Source organism: Mesorhizobium sp. B2-5-3 (assembly GCF_006441005.1).
GTDB lineage: Bacteria > Pseudomonadota > Alphaproteobacteria > Rhizobiales > Rhizobiaceae > Mesorhizobium.
Window position 1 is genome coordinate 18,218 of sequence record NZ_VFUS01000008.1, and the last position, 21,089, is coordinate 39,306.

General features: G+C 63.0%; 25 protein-coding genes and 1 pseudogene. 5 read left to right on the forward strand and 21 right to left on the reverse strand.

The genetic code is table 11. The features are described 5' to 3' along the window. Positions 1-51 precede the first annotated feature (51 nt). Positions 52-534 (forward strand): peroxiredoxin, encoded by a 483-nt coding sequence (locus FJ867_RS19430; protein ID WP_140520803.1) that lies wholly within the window; start codon positions 52-54, stop codon positions 532-534. A 2-nt stretch (positions 535-536) separates the two neighbouring features. Continuing rightward, entirely contained in the window at positions 537-1,016 is a 480-nt protein-coding gene (locus tag FJ867_RS19435) for a DUF2938 domain-containing protein (protein WP_140520804.1), read from the forward strand. 172 nt (positions 1,017-1,188) lie between these two features. Here FJ867_RS19435 and rnhA read toward each other — a convergent pair whose 3' ends face one another. The 12 genes and pseudogenes from rnhA to coxB form a co-directional block, all read right to left on the reverse strand. Continuing rightward, positions 1,189-1,722, reverse strand: a complete 534-nt coding sequence (rnhA, locus tag FJ867_RS19440) for a ribonuclease HI (RefSeq protein ID WP_140494956.1) — start codon at positions 1,720-1,722, stop codon at positions 1,189-1,191. Continuing rightward, positions 1,719-2,681 carry a homoserine kinase gene (locus tag FJ867_RS19445; protein WP_140818277.1) on the reverse strand — a complete coding sequence of 321 codons (963 nt, stop codon included), beginning with the start codon at positions 2,679-2,681 and terminating at the stop codon, positions 1,719-1,721. The genes rnhA and FJ867_RS19445 overlap by 4 nt, the downstream gene beginning before the upstream one ends. A gap of 5 nt (positions 2,682-2,686) precedes the next feature. Further along, positions 2,687-3,697, reverse strand: a complete 1,011-nt coding sequence (gene ispH / locus FJ867_RS19450; RefSeq protein WP_140558201.1) for a 4-hydroxy-3-methylbut-2-enyl diphosphate reductase — start codon at positions 3,695-3,697, stop codon at positions 2,687-2,689. A gap of 87 nt (positions 3,698-3,784) precedes the next feature. Next, on the reverse strand, positions 3,785-4,537 hold the full coding sequence (locus tag FJ867_RS19455) for an SURF1 family protein (protein WP_181168399.1): 753 nt from the start codon (positions 4,535-4,537) through the stop codon (positions 3,785-3,787). After that, positions 4,534-4,920, reverse strand: a complete 387-nt coding sequence (locus tag FJ867_RS19460) for a DUF983 domain-containing protein (protein WP_140494962.1) — start codon at positions 4,918-4,920, stop codon at positions 4,534-4,536. The genes FJ867_RS19455 and FJ867_RS19460 overlap by 4 nt, the downstream gene beginning before the upstream one ends. A gap of 3 nt (positions 4,921-4,923) precedes the next feature. Next, a pseudogene (locus FJ867_RS29080) lies at positions 4,924-5,108 on the reverse strand (L,D-transpeptidase family protein); the annotation flags it as partial. Positions 5,109-5,184: 76 nt separating this feature from the next. Then, positions 5,185-6,063 (reverse strand): cytochrome c oxidase subunit 3, encoded by an 879-nt coding sequence (locus tag FJ867_RS19470; RefSeq protein ID WP_140494964.1) that lies wholly within the window; start codon positions 6,061-6,063, stop codon positions 5,185-5,187. A gap of 1 nt (position 6,064) precedes the next feature. Continuing rightward, on the reverse strand, positions 6,065-6,697 hold the full coding sequence (locus FJ867_RS19475) for a cytochrome c oxidase assembly protein (protein ID WP_140514826.1): 633 nt from the start codon (positions 6,695-6,697) through the stop codon (positions 6,065-6,067). Positions 6,698-6,705: 8 nt separating this feature from the next. Then, a complete protein-coding gene (locus tag FJ867_RS19480; RefSeq protein ID WP_140494968.1) occupies positions 6,706-6,867 on the reverse strand; it encodes a hypothetical protein in 162 nt (53 codons plus the stop codon). A gap of 2 nt (positions 6,868-6,869) precedes the next feature. Further along, complete coding sequence (locus FJ867_RS19485; RefSeq protein ID WP_140494970.1) at positions 6,870-7,814, reverse strand: heme o synthase; 945 nt, start codon at positions 7,812-7,814, stop codon at positions 6,870-6,872. A 72-nt stretch (positions 7,815-7,886) separates the two neighbouring features. Then, positions 7,887-9,539 carry a cytochrome c oxidase subunit I gene (gene ctaD / locus FJ867_RS19490; RefSeq protein WP_140494972.1) on the reverse strand — a complete coding sequence of 551 codons (1,653 nt, stop codon included), beginning with the start codon at positions 9,537-9,539 and terminating at the stop codon, positions 7,887-7,889. A 38-nt stretch (positions 9,540-9,577) separates the two neighbouring features. Then, entirely contained in the window at positions 9,578-10,594 is a 1,017-nt protein-coding gene (coxB, locus tag FJ867_RS19495; RefSeq protein WP_181167186.1) for a cytochrome c oxidase subunit II, read from the reverse strand. 258 nt (positions 10,595-10,852) lie between these two features. Here coxB and FJ867_RS19500 point away from each other — a divergent pair, with 258 nt between their 5' ends. Together FJ867_RS19500 and tldD are read left to right on the forward strand one after the other, a co-directional pair. Next, positions 10,853-11,398 (forward strand): invasion associated locus B family protein, encoded by a 546-nt coding sequence (locus tag FJ867_RS19500; RefSeq protein WP_140494976.1) that lies wholly within the window; start codon positions 10,853-10,855, stop codon positions 11,396-11,398. Between the two features lie 164 nt (positions 11,399-11,562). Beyond that, a complete protein-coding gene (gene tldD / locus FJ867_RS19505) occupies positions 11,563-12,975 on the forward strand; it encodes a metalloprotease TldD (protein WP_140818279.1) in 1,413 nt (470 codons plus the stop codon). Positions 12,976-12,996: 21 nt separating this feature from the next. On the opposite strand, the gene FJ867_RS19510 is transcribed toward tldD, so the two are convergent. From FJ867_RS19510 to FJ867_RS19520, 3 genes are all read right to left on the reverse strand, one after another. Beyond that, positions 12,997-13,281: a hypothetical protein gene (locus tag FJ867_RS19510; RefSeq protein ID WP_140818281.1), complete on the reverse strand. Its 285-nt coding sequence runs from the start codon at positions 13,279-13,281 to the stop codon at positions 12,997-12,999. A gap of 149 nt (positions 13,282-13,430) precedes the next feature. Further along, positions 13,431-14,666 carry a class I SAM-dependent RNA methyltransferase gene (locus FJ867_RS19515; protein ID WP_140818283.1) on the reverse strand — a complete coding sequence of 412 codons (1,236 nt, stop codon included), beginning with the start codon at positions 14,664-14,666 and terminating at the stop codon, positions 13,431-13,433. After that, positions 14,663-15,427, reverse strand: coding sequence for a TlyA family RNA methyltransferase (locus FJ867_RS19520; protein WP_140580777.1), 765 nt, complete (start codon positions 15,425-15,427; stop codon positions 14,663-14,665). Before FJ867_RS19520 ends, FJ867_RS19515 begins: the two co-directional genes overlap by 4 nt. Positions 15,428-15,601: 174 nt before the next feature. Between FJ867_RS19520 and FJ867_RS19525 the strand changes: the two genes are divergently transcribed. After that, entirely contained in the window at positions 15,602-16,003 is a 402-nt protein-coding gene (locus FJ867_RS19525; RefSeq protein WP_140629233.1) for a GFA family protein, read from the forward strand. A 25-nt stretch (positions 16,004-16,028) separates the two neighbouring features. On the opposite strand, the gene FJ867_RS19530 is transcribed toward FJ867_RS19525, so the two are convergent. From FJ867_RS19530 to FJ867_RS19555, 6 genes are all read right to left on the reverse strand, one after another. Continuing rightward, a complete protein-coding gene (locus tag FJ867_RS19530) occupies positions 16,029-16,322 on the reverse strand; it encodes a hypothetical protein (protein WP_140520807.1) in 294 nt (97 codons plus the stop codon). Positions 16,323-16,470: 148 nt separating this feature from the next. Then, entirely contained in the window at positions 16,471-18,408 is a 1,938-nt protein-coding gene (gene dxs / locus FJ867_RS19535; RefSeq protein ID WP_181168400.1) for a 1-deoxy-D-xylulose-5-phosphate synthase, read from the reverse strand. Between the two features lie 77 nt (positions 18,409-18,485). Beyond that, positions 18,486-19,406 (reverse strand): pirin family protein, encoded by a 921-nt coding sequence (locus tag FJ867_RS19540; RefSeq protein WP_140498066.1) that lies wholly within the window; start codon positions 19,404-19,406, stop codon positions 18,486-18,488. Positions 19,407-19,446: 40 nt separating this feature from the next. Then, positions 19,447-19,713, reverse strand: coding sequence for a DUF2277 domain-containing protein (locus tag FJ867_RS19545; RefSeq protein ID WP_010914875.1), 267 nt, complete (start codon positions 19,711-19,713; stop codon positions 19,447-19,449). Between the two features lie 98 nt (positions 19,714-19,811). Beyond that, the gene (locus tag FJ867_RS19550) at positions 19,812-20,063 is read right to left on the reverse strand and encodes an exodeoxyribonuclease VII small subunit (RefSeq protein WP_140498064.1); all 252 of its coding nucleotides are present in this window, start codon (positions 20,061-20,063) and stop codon (positions 19,812-19,814) included. 3 nt (positions 20,064-20,066) lie between these two features. Next, positions 20,067-20,993, reverse strand: a complete 927-nt coding sequence (locus tag FJ867_RS19555; protein ID WP_140818287.1) for a histone deacetylase family protein — start codon at positions 20,991-20,993, stop codon at positions 20,067-20,069. Positions 20,994-21,089 lie beyond the last annotated feature (96 nt).

Here is a 21,089-nt window from a genome sequence, read left to right on the forward strand (position 1 = left end):
AGTTCGCTACCCAAGGCTACGTCCTTCCCCATTCTCCCAAGCGAGGAACTCATGACCATTTCCGCTGGCGACAGACTGCCCGATACGACGTTCAAGACGATGACTGCCGACGGTCCCAAGCCGATCACGACGGCCGAGATTTTTGCGGGAAAGAAAGTCGTGCTGTTTGCCGTGCCTGGCGCCTTCACGCCGACCTGCAGCAACAATCATTTGCCGGGCTACCTGGAGAACCGCGACGCCATCCTGGCGCGCGGTGTCGATACGGTCGCCGTGGTTTCGGTCAACGACGTCCATGTCATGGGCGCCTGGGCACGCTTCACCGGCGGTGAAGGCAAGATCCTGTTCCTCGCCGACGGCAATGGCGACTTCGCCAAGGCGATCGGCCTCGACGCCGACTTCTCCGGCGGAGGCATGGGTCTTCGGTCGAGGCGGTTTTCAATGATCGTCGATGACGGCAAGGTCACCGCCCTCAATGTCGAGACCAAGCCCGGCGTCGATGAATCCGGCGCCGCCAAGATCCTCGAACTGCTCTGACCATGACGTTCGACATCGTCTGGCGTAGCGTGGCGATCGGCGTCGGCGCCACGCTGCTGATGGATATCTGGGCCTTTCTTCTCTACAAGATGTTCGGTCAAGCACGGCCGAACTGGGCCCCCGTTGGCCGCTGGGTCTGGCATTTACGGGAAAAAGTCTTTCACGACGATATTGGCGATGCGACGCCCTATGTACACGAATCGGCTTTGGGCTGGGCCTTTCACTATTTTGTCGGCATCGTCTACGGCATCATCCTTGTCGTGGTGGCCGGAGCGGGCTGGCTTGTCGCGCCGACTTTCCTGCCGGCTTTCATCCTCGGCATGGTCACGGTCGGCGCCGGCTGGTTCCTGCTGGCGCCCGGCATGGGCGCGGGCTGGGCAGCGTCGAAGCGGCCCAACCCGATGAAGGTACGGGCGCTGAATCTGGTGTCACACACAGTGTTCGCTTTCGGACTCTACGGTACGGCGCTGCTGATCCGCTGAGGATCTGCGGCTGTGCCGGCCTGCCGATCGGCCGCCACCCGTGGACAATTCGGCGCGCGTCGTCCCATTCCGGCACCGGAATCTTGGCGTCCACCTGAACCTGGGGATGCGTCACATAGTGCAGGCCCGGCATGACAGAGATCCCAGCCTGGGGATGGTGCCGCCCCGGAATTCAATAGCTTTGGGTCGAACGCCGCGCCTTTGCCACCGCCGGCTGCTTGGACTGCGAGACCGGCTTGGGTGGGGTAGAAACAAGCCTGACCGGGCCCTTCTTGAACGGCGCCATGCCCTCACGAGCGAGTTCGTCGGCGCGTTCGTTCTCGGTATGGCCGGCATGGCCCTTGACCCAGATCCAGGTGACCTTGTGACGCCGATTGGCTTCATCCAGCGCCTGCCAGAGTTCGCCGTTCTTGACGGGCTTCTTGTCGGCGGTCTTCCAGCCGTTCTTCTTCCAGCCATGGATCCACTTTGAAATGCCGTCCATGACATATTTGCTGTCGGTGTGAAGATCGACGGTGCAAGGCTCCTTGAGCGCATTCAGCGCCGAGATGGCGGCAAGCAATTCCATGCGGTTGTTGGTCGTCTCGGCCTCGCCACCCGATAGTTCCTTGGTGGCGCCGTTGAAGCGCAGGATCGCGCCCCAGCCGCCCGGGCCGGGATTGCCCGAACAGGCGCCATCGGTGAAGATCTCAACGTGTTTGCTCATGCCAGCCCATATTCCGAAGCAGATTTGATCGTCCGATGAAACCGCATTCTCCTGATGTATTCGGTCGGATCGCGTTTCATCACCAGCCCGCCATCGGGAACGGTCAGCCAGTCATACAGCCGGGTCAGCATGAAACGCAGCGCCGAGCCCCGTGCCAGCATCGGAAGTGCTGCCTTTTCCTGATTACTCAGAGGCCGCACATCCTGGTAGCCGGCAAGCAACGCCTTGCCCTTGGTGAGATTGAAGGAAAAATCCTTCTCGAAACACCAGGCGTTCAGGCATGTGGCGACGTCATAGGCGTAGAGGTCGTTGCAAGCGAAATAAAAATCAATCAAGCCGGAGAGCTTCTCGCCGAGAAAGAACACATTGTCCGGGAAAAGATCGGCATGGATGATGCCTTCCGGGAGACCCTTCGGCCAATTCCGCTCGAAGTCGGCGAAGTCGACGTCGACTTCGGCCGCAAGGCCCGGCTCGACCTCATCGGCACGGTCGCGGGCTGCCGACCAGAGCTTGCGCCAGCCGTCGATGGCGAGCGCATTGGGGCGGGTCATCGGAAAGTCGGCTCCGGCCAGGTGCAGGGCGGCCAGCGCCTTGCCGACCTCGGCGCAATGGATCGATGTCGGCCGCCGGAGCGAGAGACCCTCGAGGAAAGTGATGATGACGGCCGGCCGGCCCGCCAGCGTGCCGATGACGCTGCCGTCATGCGCGGTTACCGGCAGCGGGCAGGACACGCCCTTTTTGGCGAGATGGCCCATCAACCCGAGGAAAAACGGCAGATCCGCCTTTTCGACCCGTCTTTCATAGAGCGTCAGGATGTAGGAGCCGCTGGAGGTGTGCAGCAAAAAATTCGAGTTCTCGGTGCCCTCCGCGATGCCCTTGTAGGACAGGAGATCGCCGACTGGGTAGTGCTTCAGGAATGCGCCGAGTTCGCCTTCCGCAACGTCGGTGTAGACCGCCATGTGCCTTACGGCGCCCCGTTGACGAAAGCCATGTCGGCCGCCGTCAGTTCGACATCGCGCAGTACCCGCATGACGGGAAAATCCTCCGTTTCGGTGGCCGTGATGGCCAGGTCGATCGTGACATCGAAGCGCTGGCGGAACGCATCGATGATCTCGTCGACGATTATCTCCGGGGCGGATGCCCCCGCCGACAGACCGAGCGTCGAGATGTCGCCGATGTCGTCCCACGGAATCTCGGCGGCGCGCTGCACGAGAAGCGACATCGCAGCCCCCGCACGCTCAGCCACTTCGACAAGACGCCGCGAATTGGAGGAATTGGGCGCGCCGACGATCAGGTAGAGATCGGCGCCTGCGGCGGTATCCTTGACCGCTTCCTGACGGTTCGTGGTGGCATAGCAGATCGATTCCGCCGCCGGCGCCTGCAGGTCGGGAAAGCGGTCCTGCAGCGCGCGGATGATGCCGGCCGTGTCCTCGACCGATAGCGTGGTCTGGGTGACGAAGCCGAGCGCCTTCGGGTCCGCCGGCGCAAGCCTCGCGGCATCGGCTTCGGTCTCGATCAGCGTTACCGCGCCCTCCGGCAATTGTCCCATCGTGCCGATGACCTCGGGGTGTCCGGCATGGCCGATCAGGAGCACGTGGCGGCCGAGCCGCTGGTGGCGCATCGCCTGCTTGTGGACCTTGGAGACCAGCGGACAGGTGGCGTCGAGATAGAACAAATTGCGCGCCTGGGCATCCGCCGGTACCGACTTCGGCACGCCATGCGCGGAAAAGACGACGGGCGACTGCCGATGTTCGGCCGGGATCTCGGAAAGTTCCTCGATGAAGACGGCGCCAAGGCTTTGCAGACCCTCGACGACATAGCGGTTGTGCACGATCTCGTGGCGGACATAGACCGGCGCGCCATATTTCTTCAGCGCCAGCACGACGATCTGGATAGCACGGTCGACGCCGGCGCAAAAACCGCGCGGCTGACAGAGGCGGATCGTCAGAGAAGGCTTTGTGGTGGTCTGAAGCATGAATCCGGGCCGTTTGATCAGAGCCGAAATGAGGTGCCTACCCCCGTCCTGTCAAGGGCGATGACCCTTCAAGCGGGTCGGTCGCGCTCATTCCTCTTTCGCTGGCCTGCGAAGCCGCAGGATGAGAACGGCGGCAAGTGCCGCGGCAAGCCCATACCAGGTCATAGCATATTGCAGATGGCTGTTCGGCAGGTCGATGATGGTGACACCGCCGATGGGCAAACCGCCCGGATTCGGCGTCTTGTCGGCGTCGATGAAGATTGGCACCAGCTTGGCGCTCGCCGGCAAGCCAGCGCTCGCCGCCATCACGTCACGGTCCTTCCAGTAAAAGATGTTCTTCGCCACGTCGTTGTCGGGAAGCATCATCGACGGCTTTGCCGGCAGCGGATTGCGAGCGAGGCCGGTGACCGTGACCTTGCCCGCGACCTGTCCCTTGGCGCGCTTGGCGGCATCCTTCAGATCGTATGGCACGAAACCGCGATTGATCAGGACGAAGCGGCCATCGTCGAGGGCCAGCGGCGTGTAGACGTTGAAGCCGGCTTCGCCTTCCCATGTTGCGTAGAAATGCCGCTCGCCGGAATGCAGGAACGTGCCGGTCACCGTCACCGGCGTGTAGTCGACGTCCCCAGTCGAGGCGAATTGTTTCTCCACCTCGGCCAGCGGGAGCGGCGGCGAGTGGGTGCGCTGGTCGATGGTCTGGATAAGACCTTCCTTCCAGTGCAGGCGCTGGACCTGCCAGGTGCCGAGCGCCAGCAGGATCAGGAGCAGGACGAGGCCAATGCCAAGCAGCAATACCGATCCTGGCCGCGAACGACCGCCCTTGGCGGACATGTCGGTCATTCGCCGCGATCCAGCCGGCCCTCGGCCGCCTTGTTGCGGTACTGCAGCGTAAGCAGCACTCCCTTGATCAGCCGGAGCGCCGTCAGGCACAGCACCAGCGCCAGCGGGATCCAGACCAGCAGATGCAGCCAGAGCGGCGGGCTCAGCGTCACTTCGACCCAGAGCGCCAGGCCGACGATGATGAAGCCGATGATCAGGATGACGAAAACCGCGGGCCCGTCGCCGGCATCGGCATAGGAATAATCAAGACCGCAATTGGTGCAGCGTTTGCCTACGGTGAGAAAGCCGGAAAACAGCCGCCCCTCGCCGCAGCGCGGGCAGCGTCCATGCAAGCCCGCCGAAATAGGGTCGATCGGAGGCCAGATCGCCTTGTCGTCGCTCATTGCTTACCGCTCAATCCTGATGGGTGTTCCATCGATCACCACCGCCCAGACTTCGTCCATGCCGGAGTCCGTAACGGCAATGCCGCCGTCGGTCCAGCCGACCAATTGAAGCAGCCGCCGAATCCGTTCGGCTGGCCGTGGATCATGATCATACCGCCGGCATCGACACTGTGCGCCCTCGCAACCGCCCGGATCGCATTGGACCGAAAAGAAGAAGGGCGGCCACGTTGCCGCAGCCGCCCCTTCAAAGTCATCAGACCGGTATCAGTGGGCTTCGATTACCGCGCCGACCGATCCCCAGACATAGATCGAGGCGAACAGGAACAGCCAGACCACGTCGACGAAATGCCAGTACCATGCGGCAGCCTCGAAACCGAAATGCTGCTTGGGCGTGAAATCGCCCTTCATGGCGCGGATCAGGCAGACGGCCAAGAAGATGGTGCCGATGATGACATGGAAGCCGTGGAACCCGGTCGCCATGAAGAAGGTGGCGCCATAGATGGAATCCTTGAAGGCGAACGGAGCATGCATGTACTCGTAGGCCTGCACCATGGTGAACAGCATGCCGAGGCCGACGGTCAGCACCAGTCCGTTGATCAGCCCCTTGCGATCGCCGTGGATAAGGGAGTGGTGCGCCCAGGTGACCGTGGTGCCCGACAACAGCAGGATCACGGTGTTATACAGCGGCAGATGGAAAGGATCGAGAACCTCCATGCCCTTCGGCGGCCAGACACCGCCGGTGAACGCGGTGCGGGCATATTGATGGGCTTCGCTCGGAAACAGGCTGGCATCGAAATAGGCCCAGAACCAAGCGACGAAGAACATCACCTCGGAGGCGATGAACATGATCATGCCATAGCGCAGATGCAACGACACGACCCGCGTGTGATGGCCCTCATGCGCTTCCTTGATCGTGTCCGACCACCAGGCGAACATGGTGTAGAGGACGATAGCAAGGCCGATGAAGAACAGCCACGGATTGGCGATGTTGAAGCCGAAGATCGGGAACGAGCCGCCCTTCAGGTATTCCATGAGGCAAACGCCGCCAAAGGCGGTGACGAGCGCCCCTATCGATCCCAGGAAAGGCCACGGGCTCGGGTCGACGAGATGATAGTCGTGATGTTTTGCGTGCGCGTCTGCCATATCAACCCCCGAGATTTCCTTCGGTATTTGAAATTGTCTTGCTGTTGCCCTGGACCGGCTCCGACGATGCGACCGGCTTGTTCTTCTCGACCGGAAACATCGTGTAGGACAGGGTGATCGTCTTCACGTCCTTCAGTTCCGGCACGTTGACGATATCGGGGTCCACGTAGAACAGGACCGGCATGTCAAGCGTTTCGCCGGGCTTCAGCGTGGTGTCGGTGAAGCAGAAGCATTCGACCTTGTTGAAATAGGGACCCGCCAGTTCAGGCTGGACATTGAAGGTGGCGCGGCCGGTGATGGGGCGATCGAACTTGTTGGTCGCCTGATAGTGCGCCTGCACCGTCTCGCCGATCTTCATGGTCATCGAGCGCTGGACCGGCTGGAAATCCCACGGCACGCCGGCGATATTGGCATCGAAGCGGACGGTGATCTCGCGATCGAGCACGCGGCCGGCATACTGCTTCTCGACGCGTTGCGTCGTGCCGCCATAGCCTGTCGCCTGGCAGAACATCTTGTACAGCGGCACCGCGGCATAGGCCATGCCGATCATGCCGGTGAAGAAGGCAAGGCAGACGGCCGCAACAAGGCGGTTGCTGTTGTGCCCGGCCGGTTTGGCACTCGTGTCGACACCCATCTCCCGCCTCACATCGTGCCAGAGAGGTTATGACCGAACTTCACGATCGTCGCGATATAGAAGATAACGACCAGCACGGCCAAGGCTACGCCGATGGCGACCGAGCGGTTGCGCCGGGCCTTCCGCTGGCGTTCGGTCAAGGTGACCGTTTCGAGCTTGTCTTCGATCATGCTCATGCTCCACCCACCGCAAGTGCACGTTCGACGACGCTGTCGGCGAGATAGACGGCGAAGATGGCGAAGAGATAGAGCAGCGAATAGCCGAACAACGCCTTGGCTGGCTTCATCGCGCGATCGTCGTCGGACATGCCAAGCACTTTCCACGCATACCAGACAAAGCCGAGCCCGAGCAGCAGGGCAGCCACGCCATAGAACGGCGTGGTGTAGCCAAGCAGCCACGGCAGCACACCGACCGGGGCCAGCACCAGAGCATAGGCGAAGATCTGACGGCGGGTCGACGCCGGGCCGGCGACATTGGGCATCATCGGGATGCCGGCGCGTTCATAATCCTGCGACTTGAACAGCGCCAGCGCCCAGAAATGCGGCGGCGTCCACAGGAAGATGATGAGGAACAGGACGACGCTCTCCAGGCTGACCGTGCCGGTTACCGCGGCCCAGCCGATCACGGGCGGGATGGCGCCGGCAGCACCGCCAATGACGATGTTCTGCGGCGTCCAGCGCTTCAGCCACATCGTGTAGACGACGGCATAGAAGAAGATGGTGAAGGCCAGCAGCGCCGCCGACAGCCAGTTGACCAGCACGCCGAGCGTCATCACCGACAAAACCGAAAGCACCAACCCAAAGCTCAACGCCTCGTGGGGTTGGATGCGGCCGGCCGGCACCGGGCGGGTGGCGGTGCGTGTCATCACCGCGTCGATATCGGCATCGTACCACATGTTGAGAGCGCCGGAGGCACCAGCCCCGATGGCAATAGCCAGGATCGCGATCACCGCCAGCAGCGGGTTGATGGTCACCGGCGCCGCGACCAGTCCGACAAAGGCGGTGAACACCACCAGCGACATGACGCGTGGCTTCAGGAGGGCGAAGAAATCACCCGCCGTCGCTTCCGACATGCGGAAGCCCGCTTCGTCAATGCTGGTTTCGTCGACAAGGGCCATGCGTACTCAAATCCATATTCCGTTTGGCCGAAACCGCCGGCGAACCGGCGGTTTCGATTCCGGGCTGCCGCCTTATTTGATCTTCGGCAGCTGCTCCCACTGGTGGAACGGCGGCGGTGAAGGCAGCTGCCATTCCAGCGTCGTTGCGCCCTCGCCCCATGGATTGGCGCCAGCGATCCGCTTCTTCTGGAAGGCTTCGAACACGCCATAGAGGAAGATCACCACGCCGACGGCCGAAATGTACGAACCGTAGGACGACACCATGTTCCAGCCCGCAAACGCGTCCGGATAGTCGATGGTGCGGCGCGGCATGCCAGCAAGGCCGAGGAAGTGCTGCGGGAAGAAGACAAGGTTGACGCCGACGAACATGACCCAGAAATGGGTGTTGGCGATGACGGGCGAATACATGTAGCCGGTCATCTTCGGGAACCAGTAGTACCAGCCGGCGAAGATGGCGAACACCGCCCCCAGCGACAGCACGTAATGGAAGTGCGCGATCACGAAATAGGTGTCGTGCAGCGACCGGTCGAGACCGGCATTGGCCAGCTGAACCCCGGTAACACCACCGATCGTGAACAGGAAGATGAAGCCCAGCGCCCACAGCATCGGCGGCTTGAACGATATCGATCCGCCCCACATCGTCGCGATCCAGGAGAAGATCTTCACGCCCGTCGGCACCGCGATGACCATGGTGGCGAAGACGAAGTAGCGCTGCGTGTCGAGCGACAGGCCGGTCGTGTACATATGGTGCGCCCAGACGATGAAGCCGACCGCGCCGATCGCGACCATGGCGTAGGCCATGCCGAGATAGCCGAACACCGGCTTGCGCGAGAAGGTGGAGACGATATGGCTGATGATGCCGAAGCCCGGCAGGATCAGGATATACACTTCCGGATGGCCGAAGAACCAGAACAGGTGCTGGAACAGCAGCGGATCGCCGCCGCCATCGGGAGCGAAAAAGGTCGTGCCGAAATTGCGGTCGGTAAGCAGCATGGTGATGCCGCCGGCAAGGACCGGAAGCGACAACAGCAGCAGGAATGCGGTGACCAGCACCGACCAGGCAAACAGCGGCATCTTGTGCAGCGTCATGCCTGGCGCGCGCATGTTGAAGATGGTGGTGATGAAGTTGATGGCACCCAGGATCGAGGACGCGCCGGCGATGTGGATCGACAGGATCGCCAGATCCATGGCCGGACCGGGCTGACCGGAGGTCGAAAGCGGCGGATAGAGCGTCCAGCCGCCGCCGACGCCGTAGGCGCCAGGCGCGCTCGGCACGAACATCGAGATAAGCAGCAGGATGAAAGCCGGCGGCAGCAGCCAGAACGAGATGTTGTTCATGCGCGGGAACGCCATGTCCGGGGCGCCGATCATGATCGGCACCATCCAGTTGGCAAAACCGCCGATCAGGGCCGGCATGACCATGAAGAAGATCATGATCAGCGCGTGCGCCGTGGCGAAGGCGTTGTACATGCTTTTGCCGCCGTCGATCGCGGCGTCACCGTTCATGCCGTAGACCATCTGCGCCAGACCGCTGAAGATCTGGATGCCAGGCTCCTGCAACTCCATGCGGATGGCGACCGACAGCGCGCCGCCGATGATGCCGGCCATGATCGCGAAGATCAGGTAGAGCGTACCGATGTCCTTGTGGTTGGTCGAATAAACCCAGCGCACCCAACCATGATAAGGCTTGTGGTCGTGCCCGTCGTGAGCTGCAGCGTCTGCCATGTTCCGCTCCGTTCCCTAAATCTTGCTAACCCGCGGCATCAGTTGCCGGCGGCCGCTACCTTGTTCTGGCCATCGACCTCGGCCATCAGCGTCTTGTTGGCGCCGGGCAGATCGGTCTTGGCCGCAGCCAGCCAGGTCTTGAACTGCGCGTCGGAGACGACGCGGATGGCGATCGGCATGAAGGCATGGTCCTTGCCGCAGAGCTGCGAGCACTGGCCGTAGTAGAGGCCTTCCTTCTCCGCCTTGAACCAGGTCTCGTTGGTGCGGCCGGGAATGGCATCGATCTTGATGCCGAAGGACGGCATGGCGAAGGAATGGATCACGTCGGTCGCGGTGACGAGCACCCGGGTCATCGTGTGGACGGGCACCACCATCTCGTTGTCGACGGCAAGCAGGCGCGGATAGACCTTGCGATCTTCCTTGCCGGCGGCGGCACGGTCGCCATCCTGGAGGATCGCCGAGTTGAACGAGAGCGTGTTGTCGGTCTGGTATTCGTAATCCCAGTTCCACTGGTTGCCCGTCGCCTTGACGGTGAGCTTGGCTTCTTCCGGCGGCGTGTACTGCGCGGTCAAGAGCTGGAACGAGGGGATGGCGAGGCAGAGCAGGACGACGACGGGGCCGACAGTCCAGATCACCTCGATCAGCGTGTTGTGGCTGGTCTTGGACGGAACCGGGTTGGCGCTCGCGCGGAATTTCACGATGCAGTAGATCAGAAGGACCAATACCAGGGCGGTGATCGGGATGATGAACCACATCGTGTAGTTTCCGAACCACTCGATCTGGCGCATCATGTCGGTTGCCGGCGCCTGGAAGGTCGTCTCCCACTCGACGGGCTGATCGGCATGGGCGGCCGTGCCGGCGAAAAACGTGGTAACGGCACAAGCGCTTAGAAACTTGGCACTTGCTGGAAGCTTGGCGTTTGCCAGGAAATTTCTCATCGCCCTCTTCGTCTCCCAGTTCCTCGCGGCTGTGTCCACGAGAATAACGAACAATGCCGGGACGGGAATCCCGACTGTCTCAAGCTGGTTCAAACCATACTCTTTTTCCCTCCGCAAGAAAGGAGCGGAGGAAACCGTGCGGCATTTTTGCGCGCAAGCCGGAATGCATCTTTGAAGGCGGCGGCCGCCATGGCGAATCGGCTATGTTCAACGGATCGGCTGCTTCCTGCCGGCCGGCGCGCCTGGCGTCGTAATTCGGGCGAAATTGGCTAGGAAAAGCGCCGCATGGGCATTTTCGTGGCGGCTCGGCCGCTGTCTCGTCCTTTACTTGGCTTTGGCGCGGCTTAAAGTGCCGTGATTCGCAATGGAGCCGTCATGAACTCTTGGCTGTCGGGATTTGGGCTTTCGAGCCCCTTGGCGAAGGTCATCTTTCTCGCCGCCTTGTCCGTCGCCGGCTTGTCGGCCGCCGGCCAGGCCAACGCGGCCCAGCCGAGCGGCACGGTGCGCTCGACCCATGGCGCGTGGTCGATCATCTGCGACACGCCGGCCGGCGCCACGTCCGAACAATGCGTGATGATGCAGAACGTCGTCGCCGAGGACCGCCCCGAGATGGGGCTGTCGGTCGTGGTGCTGCGCACCGCCGACAACAAGGCGGAGATCCTGCGCGTGCTGGCGCCGCTCGGCGTGCTCTTGCCCAACGGGCTCGGCCTCAATGTCGACGGCAAGGATATCGGCCGCGCTTATTTCGTGCGCTGCTTCCAGGACGGCTGCTACGCTGAGGTCATTCTCGAGAAGCCGCTGCTCGATACGCTGAAGACCGGCACGTCGGCCACGTTCATCGTCTTCCAGACGCCAGAAGAAGGCATCGGCATCCCGGTGGACCTCAAGGGTTTTGCCGACGGATTTGCGGCCCTGCCGTAGACTCCCGCGCCTCGACCCGGGAGCTGCCGATCAACGATAGGTTTTCCGGACCTGGGATAGATCCGGGACGCCGCCGCCCTGCATTTGAATGACGATTGGCGATTGTCTGGGCGCGGCTTCGCGCCTACATCCCGGATATAACCATTCATCCACGGACATACGCCATGAACAGCCTTATCGGCCAATTCGATATTTCCGACGATCGCGTCAAGGAGATCGTCGCAGAGACCATCAACGGCGCCGACGATGGCGAGTTGTTCGTCGAATACAGCGAGAGCGAAGCGCTGATGTTCGACAACGGTCGGCTGAAGACGGCCAATTTCAACACCGACCAGGGTTTCGGCCTACGCGCGGTTGCCGGCGAAGCCAGCGGCTATGCCCACTCCAGCGACCTGTCCGAGGCTTCGCTGCGACGCGCGGCTGACGCCGTCTCGACCGTCAAGGGCGGTTATTCCGGAACGCTTGCCGCCGCGCCCGCCCGCACCAACCGCCATCTCTATGGCGATGAGAACCCGATCCCCTCCCCTTCCTTCGAGGCCAAGGCGAAGCTGTTGCAGGAAGTCGACGCATGGCTGCGCGCCGAGGATCCGCGCGTGCGCCAGGTCTCGGCATCGCTGACCTCGTCCTGGCAGCATGTCGAGATCGTGCGCGCCGACGGCCAGGTGGTGCGCGACATCCGGCCGCTGGTCAGGGTGAACGTGTCGGTGGTGGTCGGCGACGGCGACCGCCAGGAAAGCGGCTCCTACGGCATGGGCGGACGCAAGGCGTTCGGCGACTTCCTCGTCGAGGACAGCTGGAAGCACGCCGCCAAGGAGGCGCTGCGTCAGGCGCTGGTCAATCTCGAAGCCGTACCGGCGCCGGCCGGCACTTTCGACATCGTGCTCTCCAGCGGCTGGCCCGGCGTCATGCTGCACGAGGCCGTCGGCCACGGGCTTGAAGGCGACTTCAACCGCAAGAAAACTTCAGCTTTCGCCGGCCTGATGGGCCAGCAGGTGGCTGCAAAGGGCGTCACCGTCGTCGATGACGGCACGATCGCCGAGCGGCGCGGATCGCTCACCGTCGACGATGAAGGCACGCCTTCGGCGCGCAACGTGCTGATCGAGGACGGCAAGCTGGTCGGTTACATGCAGGACCGCCAGAACGCCCGGCTGATGGGCATGCGGGCCACCGGCAACGGAAGGCGCGAGGGCTACGCGCACCAGCCGATGCCGCGCATGACCAATACCTACATGACATCGGGCGACATAGAGCCGGACGAGATCATCGCCTCCGTCACGAACGGCATCTATGCCGTCTCCTTCGGCGGCGGCCAGGTCGACATCACCTCCGGAAAGTTCGTGTTCGGCTGCACCGAAGCCTACATGATCGAGAACGGCAAGGTGACGCAGCCGATCAAGGGCGCAATGCTGATCGGTAACGGGCCCGACGCCATGCACCGCGTTTCGATGATCGGCAATGACATGAAGCTCGACAACGGCATCGGCATGTGCGGCAAGGCTGGACAGGGCGTGCCGGTCGGCGTCGGCCAGCCGCACCTCAGGATGGACCAGATGACGGTCGGCGGCACAAGGGTTTGAAGCCGCCTCGTGGCCAGTCTGCTAGGTCTTGCTCACAGACCGGCGCGACGTGGCATACAGGATCAGGAAGCCGATAACGCCGCCGATCGCGTACTGGGTCCATGCACTCAGGTAGTCGACGGTCCCATCATGGCCCGAGACATAGAGCGCAGCGCCCACAAACGTCATGACCGCGACGCCAAGCGCATAGGATGGCACCAGCCCCACACGCGTCAATTTTCTCAAGATCCAAGCGAGCACCGCACCGGTGAGCGCCATGATGAGAGCCGAACCAAAAATCTCGGCAACAAAACCTGGTGAAATCATCTTCTCCCCCTATCCCAATTTGGATTATGCCTTTATGAGGGACAGATTCAACTGCAGTGGCGATGATCCACAACTTTAGCGATAAATCTGGCTGGGATTTCGGGGCAGACTGCATGACGCGACCAGTCTCGCTGAGCAGGGCTAAGCACCTAACGTCTTTTCCGCGGCTTCTCCAGCAAGGCAACAGCCTCGACATGGGGCGACCACAGAAACTGATCGATCGGCGTCACGCTTTTCACCGTGTAGCCGCCGTCGATGAGGATGCGCAAATCCCGCGCGAGCGTCACCGGGTTGCAGGAGACCGCGGCAACGAATGGAACATCCGAGCGGGCGATCTGCTTCGACTGATCCTCCGCGCCCGCGCGGGGCGGATCGAAGACAACGCCATCAAAGGCGTTTAACTCCTTGAACGTCAGCGGACGGCGGAACAGGTCTCGGCGCTCGCCGGTCACGCGTTTCAGGCCGGTGGCGAAGCGTGAACCCCGATCGAGCGCCGAAAGTGCGGCCGCATCGCCCTCCACCGCATGCACTTCCGATCTCGCGGCCAACCGCAGGGCGAAGCTGCCGCAGCCGGCGAAGAGATCGGCAATTTTTTTGGCACGTTTCAGATGTCCGCCGACGATATCGGCCATGGTCCGTTCGGCTGCCTCCGTCGCCTGCAGGAAGGCGCCCGGCGGCACCGCGACGGCAACGCTGCCGAACATGACGACAGGCTTCTTCGGCTCGATGATGATCTCGTCATCGATGGACAGTCTGGCAAAGCCCTGCGCAATGACAAAATTGGCGGCGATGCGGCGCTGGTTTTCGCCGAGCTTGCCCGATTCATGCACCGCCACGTCGAGGCCGGAACCCGTCACTGTGACCGCCATGCGAAACGATTTCGGGGTGGCGCAGATCAATTCGGCGAGTGCCCTGAAGCTGTCGAGCGCGTTGACGATCCCAGGCAGCGAGATCGGGCATTCGGAGATGGAAATGATTTCCGGCGACAGATGGCGATTGAAGCCGAGCAGCATGCCTGTTTCGGTGCGCCTGGCGGCGAGCACGACGCGGCGGCGCGTGTGCGGCGCGCAGGCGACCAGACCGCCTATTTCGCAATCGATGCCTCTCAGCGCATGCACGACCTTCTCGCGCTTCCACTGCTGATAGGCTTGCGCCTCCAAATGCTGGAGGGCGCAGCCGCCGCACTCGCCGAAATGGCGGCAGGCGGGTTCGATGCGCAGGGGCGAGGCCTCGATCAGCGCCATCAGCGTGGCGCGATCCCTTTCACGCGCCGCGGTGACGACCTCGCCTGGCAGCGTGAAAGGAATGAACAGATCGCCGCTTTCGGCGTTGGCGATGCCATCCCCCTGGGCGCCAAGCTTTTTGATGGTGAAGCGTGCACTCATCGGTCCTTGACCCCACCAAGCAGGAATTCGCGATTGCCGTCACCGCCCTCGATTGGCGACAGATGCAAGCCGAGCGAGCGCCAGCCGGGCACGGCATCCAGCCAATCCTGCAGCAAGCCGGCGACACGGGCGGCATGATAGGGGTCTTTCAGCAGGCCGCCCTTGCCGATCGCCTCGCGACCCGCCTCGAACTGCGGCTTGACCAGAAACATCGCTGCGGCACCGGGCTTGGCGATGGCAAGCGCAGGCGGCAGGGCCAGTTTCAGTGAAATGAAACTGACGTCGGAGACTATGAAGTCCGGACTGCGGCCGCCAAGATCGGCGGTTGAGAGATCGCGGGCGTTCAGCCCCTCGATGACCGTCACGCGCGCGTCCTTGCCGATATCAGCATGCATCTGTCCGTGACCGACATCGATCGCCGTGACATGGGTCGCGCCGCGTTCGAGCAGGACCTGGGTGAATCCGCCGGTCGAGGCGCCGATGTCGAGCGCCTCACAGCCGGCCGGATCGAGGCCGAAATGGTCGAGCCCGGCGATCAGCTTCAGCGCCGCGCGTGAGACATAGCCTTGGGCCGGGTCATCAACGGCGATGACACATTCCGGTTGCACGGCCTGGCCAGGCTTTCGGGCAATAGCGCCGTCCACCGTTACCGTGCCGCGCTCGACCGCGTCGCGGGCACGCGAGCGGCTGGCAAACAGGCCGCGCTGGACGAGCAGATCGTCGAGCCGCTGGCGCGTGCTGGCTGGCGGGGGAAAATTCATCGGTCTTCCTTGGCGAAAGCCGGCGGCGAAGGCAAGGATATTGGAGCGGGAGAAGCAACATCCCCCAGGGCGGCGACCGCAGAGAGCCGCTCGCGGCCAGTCGCATATCGCATCAGGTCGGCCACGATGATAAGGAAGAAACGCCGTTTTGCTGCCGAAGGCGAAGGAGGACGGATGCTGACGGGAATCTGCCATTGCGGTGCGGCCCACTGGACCTTGAAGGGCGATCCCGGGCCGATCACCGCTTGCAACTGCACGCTGTGCCGACGTTACGGCACGCTCTGGGCCTACGACTTTGTCGATGAACGTATCCGCGTCGTGGGGCCGATAAAAAGCTATAAACGTGCCGGCAAGGCCGAACCCACGCTCGAGATCCTGTTCTGCCCGACATGTGCGTGCGTGCTTGCCTGGCGCGGTTTGCGCCCAGCCGAGTCCGGCCGCACGCGGATCGCCGTCAATGTAAGGCTTGCGCCGCCGGAAGCCGTGGCCGACCTGCCGATCGACCATTTCGACGGTCTCGAGACCTACGACGATCTGCCGCGCGATGGCCGCTGCGTGCGCGACATGTGGTTTTGATTTGGGTGGTTTGATTTGGGCGAGATCAGAAGATGGTGCGGGGAGCCTGCCGTTCGACGGCGGGAGACAGGCCGTCATCCCGATCGCGGGCAACTTCCCTGCGCGGGCGCTCGACTGGCGCGGCGGATGCCGATGCGGCGTCCGGCGGGACAACAAGCTGCGGCAGCTGCTTGTAGGAGAAGCCGCCCCTGATATGCCCCATCCTGCTGGCGACTATATCCACGGCCGCCTTTTCGAGATTGCGGTCGTAGCGCGTTCCGGCGATGGCCGGCGCTGCGATGGCGGTCAGGATCGCCATGCCGCACAGAAGCGTCTTCACTGTTGTTGTCTCCCTGCCTGGCCAGAACCTAGCAGCGTGCCGTTGAAAAACGGGCAAGAGACACGGTAAGCAAAACGCCAAACCGCAATGTCAACAATGCGTTACGACATCGAGCCGGCAAACCGATTCAAGCGCTTGATGTGTCGAGTCAGGCGCGCTGGGCGCGGAGCGCCTGCCCGAGGGCGGTGAAAACCGTATGGACGATGCCGGCGGCATCGAGACCGGCATCGGCATACATCTTTTCCGGCTTGGCGTGGTCCGCAAACACGTCCGGTAGCACAAGCGGGCGCACTTTCAGGCCGCTTTCCAGCAGGCCCTCATGGGCGAGGAACTGCAAAACGTGACTGGCGAAGCCGCCGATGGCGCCCTCCTCCACCGTGACCAGAACCTCGTGCGAGCGGGCCAGCCGTCGGATCAGGTCCTCGTCGAGCGGCTTCGCGAAGCGCGCATCGGCGACGGTGGTCGAAAGCCCGGCCGCGCCCAGCTCCTCGGCCGCGATCAGGCAATCCTGCAAGCGCGTGCCGAAGGAGAGGAGTGCCACCTTGCCGCCTTCCCTGATGATGCGGCCCTTGCCGATTTCGAGCACCGAGCCGCGATCGGGCATGTCGACGCCGACGCCATTGCCGCGCGGATAGCGGAAGGCGATCGGGCCGTCATCGTAGGTTGCCGCGGTGCGCACCATGTGGCGCAGTTCCGCCTCGTCGGCCGCCGCCATGACGACGAAGCCCGGCAGGGAGGCCAGGAAGGTGGTGTCGAAGGCGCCGCAATGGGTAGCGCCGTCGGCTCCGACGAAGCCGGCGCGATCGATGGGGAAGCGCACCGGCAATTTCTGGATCGCCACGTCGTGCACGACCTGATCGTAGGCACGTTGCAAGAAGGTCGAATAGATCGCCGCGAACGGCTTGTAGCCTTCGGTCGCGAGGCCGGCCGCGAACGTCACCGCATGCTGTTCGGCGATGCCGACGTCGAAGGTCCTGGCCGGAAACACTTCGCCGAACAGGTCAAGCCCGGTGCCGCCCGGCATGGCGGCGGTGACGGCGACGATGCGCTCGTCCTCCTGGGCCTCCCGGATCAGGCTTTCGGCGAACACCTTGGTATAGGCCGGCGCGTTGGCCGGGGCCTTGGCCTGAGCGCCGGTGATGACGTCGAACTTGTTGACGCCGTGATATTTGTCGGCCGCGGCCTCGGCCGGCGCGTAGCCCTTGCCCTTCTGGGTGACGACATGGATCAGCACGGGGCCCTTGCCATTGTCACGAACATTTTTCAGCACCGGGATCAGATGGTCCAGATTGTGGCCGTCGATCGGACCGATATGGTAGAAGCCGAGCTCCTCGAACAGCGTGCCGCCGGTGACGTAGCCGCGCGCATGCTCGACCGCCCTGGTGATGGCACGGTCGGCACGCTTGCCAAGATACGAGGTCAGTTTCTTGCCGAAGTCGCGCAGGCCGACATAGGCCTTGCCAGAGGCCAGGCGCGCCAGATAGGCGCTCATGGCGCCGGTCGGCGGGTCGATCGACATGTCGTTGTCGTTGAGGATGACGATCAAGCGGGCATCGAGCGCGCCGGCGTTGTTCATCGCCTCGTAGGCCATGCCGGCCGACATGGCGCCGTCGCCGATGACAGCGATGACATTGTTGCGGCCGCCGGCAAGATCGCGGGCCGCCGCCATGCCGAGGCCGGCCGATATCGACGTCGAGGAGTGGGCGGCGCCAAACGGATCGTATTCGCTCTCGGTGCGGCGGGTGAAGCCGGAGAGGCCGCCCTCCTGCCGCAGGGTGCGGATGCGATCGCGGCGCCCGGTCAGGATCTTGTGCGGATAGGCCTGGTGGCCGACATCCCAGATCAACCGGTCATCGGGGGTATTGAAGACATAGTGCAGCGCCACGGTCAGTTCGACCACGCCAAGCCCGGCGCCGAGATGACCGCCGGTGCTCGACACCGCGTCGATCAGTTCGAGGCGAAGCTCTGATGCCAGTTGCGGCAATTCGCTTTCGGAAAGCGTGCGCAGCTCGGCCGGGATACGGACCTTGTCGAGAAGCGGCGTATGCGGCGTTGCGTTCACGGGTAGGCCCAAGCTTCTGTTCATGCGCGGGATAGGCCGCCGGCAGGCGAAAGTAAATGCCTGCCAAATGACGCGAAAGGCACGCCCCGTCGTCGACTTCCTCAGCCTTCCGGCAGTGGAATGAACTCTTCCTCATCGCCGGGAACGATGTCGAAGCGGCCGGTCTTCCATTCTTGCTTGGCCTGTTCGATGCGCTCCTTGGAGGACGAGACAAAATTCCACCAGATGTAGCGCTTCGAGCCCAGCGAGGCACCGCCGAAAAGCATGAAATGGGCACCAGCCTGTGAGGATACGACGATCTCGTCGCCGGGTCGGAACACCAGAAGCCGTTCCGCCGGAAACACGTCGCCGGAAATCGAGACCTCGCCTTCCAGCGTATAGATGGCGCGTTCTTCCGCGTCGGCAGGGATTTTCACGCTGGCGCCGGGCGCCAGCCTGAGGTCGGCGTAGAGCGTCTCGGAATCGGCCCGCACCGGGGAACGCAGCCCCTGGAAATCGCCTATGACGATGCGGCCACTGACGCCTTCCGCGTCGATGTCGGGAAGCCGCGCGACAGCGGTGTTTTCGAAAACCGGCGCCACTTCCTCCTTGCCGTCCGGCAGCGCCAACCATGTCTGCAGCCCCGAGATCGACATCGGCGCGCCGCGCAGTTCTTCCGGCGTGCGCTCCGAATGGACGATGCCGCGGCCGGCGGTCATCAGGTTCACGTCACCCGGCTCGATCACCATCTCGGTGCCGAGCGAATCGCGATGCCTGATCCTGCCGTCGAACAGGTAGGTGACCGTCGACAGGCCGATATGAGGATGCGGCCGGACATCGAGCGCCTGACCGGCACGAAGGATGGCCGGGCCCATGCGGTCGAAGAAGATGAAGGGACCGACCAGCCGCCTTTTGGCGGTCGGCAAGGCGCGGCGAACCTGAAAACCGCCAATGTCCTTGGCGTTCGGAATGACCATCAATTCGATTTGGTCGCTGGCAAAGGCATCGCCGGCTTCAGGGTCCTTCCCGGGAAAGAAGCTCATGAACTCTCCTTGTCAGCGGCCGATGGCTGCTTTGGCCAGATCAGGCAAAGCGGATCGCCGCCTTCGCCCGCAGCTTGGCCGCAACCTCCTCGCGATTGCGCGGATGCTGGTTGGTTTCAAGCGAATCGAGAAGCTCGCGCGCCGACGCCGCGATGGCCTCGACGGCATGGTCGAATGCGTGCTGGTTCTGCTTCGAAGGCCGCGTCGTTCCGCTCAGCTTGCGAACGAATTGAAGGGCTGCATCGCGCACCTCGTCGTTGGTCGCCGGCGGATCAAAATTGAACAGGGTCTTGATGTTTCTGCACATCGCTTCCGTATCTCCTCTTGTCCTGGAGCCGTTTCAATCGGGACGCGTTCTATCCTCAATCATGATCGTGTCAAAAACCAGAGAGACGGCTGCGTGCCTCAATCCGCGTCCAGCGGCTCCGTCCCGACCGGCTTGCCGTCGCGGGACAGCCTGATCTTCTCCACCTTGTCCTCGGCCGCCTTGAGCAGCCGGTCGCAATGCACCTTCAGCGCCTCGCCGCGCTCGTAGATCCTGATCGACTGGTCGAGCGGCACATCGCCACGCTCCAGATCATCGACGATCTTCTCCAGCGCGTCGAGAGCCTGTTCGAAGCTCATCGCCTTGACGTCTTCGTTGGTTTCACCAGCCATCATTCATCCTTTCATCAGTCGCCCGACATGGGCGGCGACCGAAAATGCCAATCCTTGCAGATCGTAGCCGCCCTCGAGCAGGCTGACGAGCCGGTTGCCGCTGTGGCGCGCCGCGCGCTGCATGAGTTGGCCGGTCGCCCAGTCGAAATCATCCTCGGTCAGGTTGATCTCGGCCAGCGGGTCGCGATGATGCGCATCGAAGCCGGCCGAAATAATGATCAGGTCGGGTGCAAAATTGTCGAGCGAGGGCAGCACGCGCGACAGGAAGGCATCGCGGAACGCCTCGCTGCCGGTCTGCGGCGCAAGCGGCGCGTTGACGATGTTGCCGGCGCCGGTTTCGTTCTTTGCTCCGGTGCCGGGGTAGAGCGGCATCTGGTGCGTCGAGCAATAAAGCACGGACGGATCGTCCCAGAAAACATCCTGCGTGCCGTTGCCGTGATGCACGTCCCAGTCGACGATGGCGACGCGTTCGATATCGTGTTTGCGCTGTGCATAACGTGCGGCGATGGCCGCCGTGTTGAACAGGCAGAAGCCCATCGCCGTCGCTTTCTCCGCATGATGGCCGGGCGGCCGGGCGGCGACGAAAACGTTGTCTGCCCTGCCGGCAAAGACGTCGTCGACGGCGGCGTTGGCGGCTCCGATCGCGGTGATCGCCGCTTGCCAGCTCTTCGGGCTGGCCGTTGTGTCAGCATCGATGCGGGCGATGCCCGTATCGGGAATGGCGGCGCGTACCCGCTCGACGAAATCCTCGGGATGCGCGTAGAGAATGGTGGCCTCATCGCCTTCCGGCGCCTCGAGGCGGTCGAGCGCGGCAAAAGCCTCGTCGTCGAGCACGCGCTCAATGGCGCGCAAGCGGTCCGGCCGCTCCGGATGGCCGGGTGGCGTGATGTGCTCGAGGAAGATCGGATGGGTGTAGAGACGAGTGGCCATGCTCCCTATCTAGTGCCCTGGCGCGGCGATGGCCATGCGTTGCGGCCTGATGGTTGGGGAAAATCGCGCTTGCGTCCGTTCGCGTCGCCGCGGGGA

Coding starts and splice junctions, on each gene's coding strand:
- FJ867_RS19430 (WP_140520803.1), top strand. CDS start 52: ATGACCATTTCCGCTGGCGACAGACTGCCCGATACGACGTTCAAGACG.
- FJ867_RS19435 (WP_140520804.1), top strand. CDS start 537: ATGACGTTCGACATCGTCTGGCGTAGCGTGGCGATCGGCGTCGGCGCC.
- rnhA (WP_140494956.1), bottom strand. CDS start 1,722: ATGAGCAAACACGTTGAGATCTTCACCGATGGCGCCTGTTCGGGCAAT.
- FJ867_RS19445 (WP_140818277.1), bottom strand. CDS start 2,681: ATGGCGGTCTACACCGACGTTGCGGAAGGCGAACTCGGCGCATTCCTG.
- ispH (WP_140558201.1), bottom strand. CDS start 3,697: ATGCTTCAGACCACCACAAAGCCTTCTCTGACGATCCGCCTCTGTCAG.
- FJ867_RS19455 (WP_181168399.1), bottom strand. CDS start 4,537: ATGACCGACATGTCCGCCAAGGGCGGTCGTTCGCGGCCAGGATCGGTA.
- FJ867_RS19460 (WP_140494962.1), bottom strand. CDS start 4,920: ATGAGCGACGACAAGGCGATCTGGCCTCCGATCGACCCTATTTCGGCG.
- FJ867_RS19470 (WP_140494964.1), bottom strand. CDS start 6,063: ATGGCAGACGCGCACGCAAAACATCACGACTATCATCTCGTCGACCCG.
- FJ867_RS19475 (WP_140514826.1), bottom strand. CDS start 6,697: ATGGGTGTCGACACGAGTGCCAAACCGGCCGGGCACAACAGCAACCGC.
- FJ867_RS19480 (WP_140494968.1), bottom strand. CDS start 6,867: ATGATCGAAGACAAGCTCGAAACGGTCACCTTGACCGAACGCCAGCGG.
- FJ867_RS19485 (WP_140494970.1), bottom strand. CDS start 7,814: ATGGCCCTTGTCGACGAAACCAGCATTGACGAAGCGGGCTTCCGCATG.
- ctaD (WP_140494972.1), bottom strand. CDS start 9,539: ATGGCAGACGCTGCAGCTCACGACGGGCACGACCACAAGCCTTATCAT.
- FJ867_RS19500 (WP_140494976.1), top strand. CDS start 10,853: ATGAACTCTTGGCTGTCGGGATTTGGGCTTTCGAGCCCCTTGGCGAAG.
- tldD (WP_140818279.1), top strand. CDS start 11,563: ATGAACAGCCTTATCGGCCAATTCGATATTTCCGACGATCGCGTCAAG.
- FJ867_RS19510 (WP_140818281.1), bottom strand. CDS start 13,281: ATGATTTCACCAGGTTTTGTTGCCGAGATTTTTGGTTCGGCTCTCATC.
- FJ867_RS19515 (WP_140818283.1), bottom strand. CDS start 14,666: ATGAGTGCACGCTTCACCATCAAAAAGCTTGGCGCCCAGGGGGATGGC.
- FJ867_RS19520 (WP_140580777.1), bottom strand. CDS start 15,427: ATGAATTTTCCCCCGCCAGCCAGCACGCGCCAGCGGCTCGACGATCTG.
- FJ867_RS19525 (WP_140629233.1), top strand. CDS start 15,602: ATGCTGACGGGAATCTGCCATTGCGGTGCGGCCCACTGGACCTTGAAG.
- dxs (WP_181168400.1), bottom strand. CDS start 18,408: ATGAACAGAAGCTTGGGCCTACCCGTGAACGCAACGCCGCATACGCCG.
- FJ867_RS19540 (WP_140498066.1), bottom strand. CDS start 19,406: ATGAGCTTCTTTCCCGGGAAGGACCCTGAAGCCGGCGATGCCTTTGCC.
- FJ867_RS19545 (WP_010914875.1), bottom strand. CDS start 19,713: ATGTGCAGAAACATCAAGACCCTGTTCAATTTTGATCCGCCGGCGACC.
- FJ867_RS19550 (WP_140498064.1), bottom strand. CDS start 20,063: ATGGCTGGTGAAACCAACGAAGACGTCAAGGCGATGAGCTTCGAACAG.
- FJ867_RS19555 (WP_140818287.1), bottom strand. CDS start 20,993: ATGGCCACTCGTCTCTACACCCATCCGATCTTCCTCGAGCACATCACG.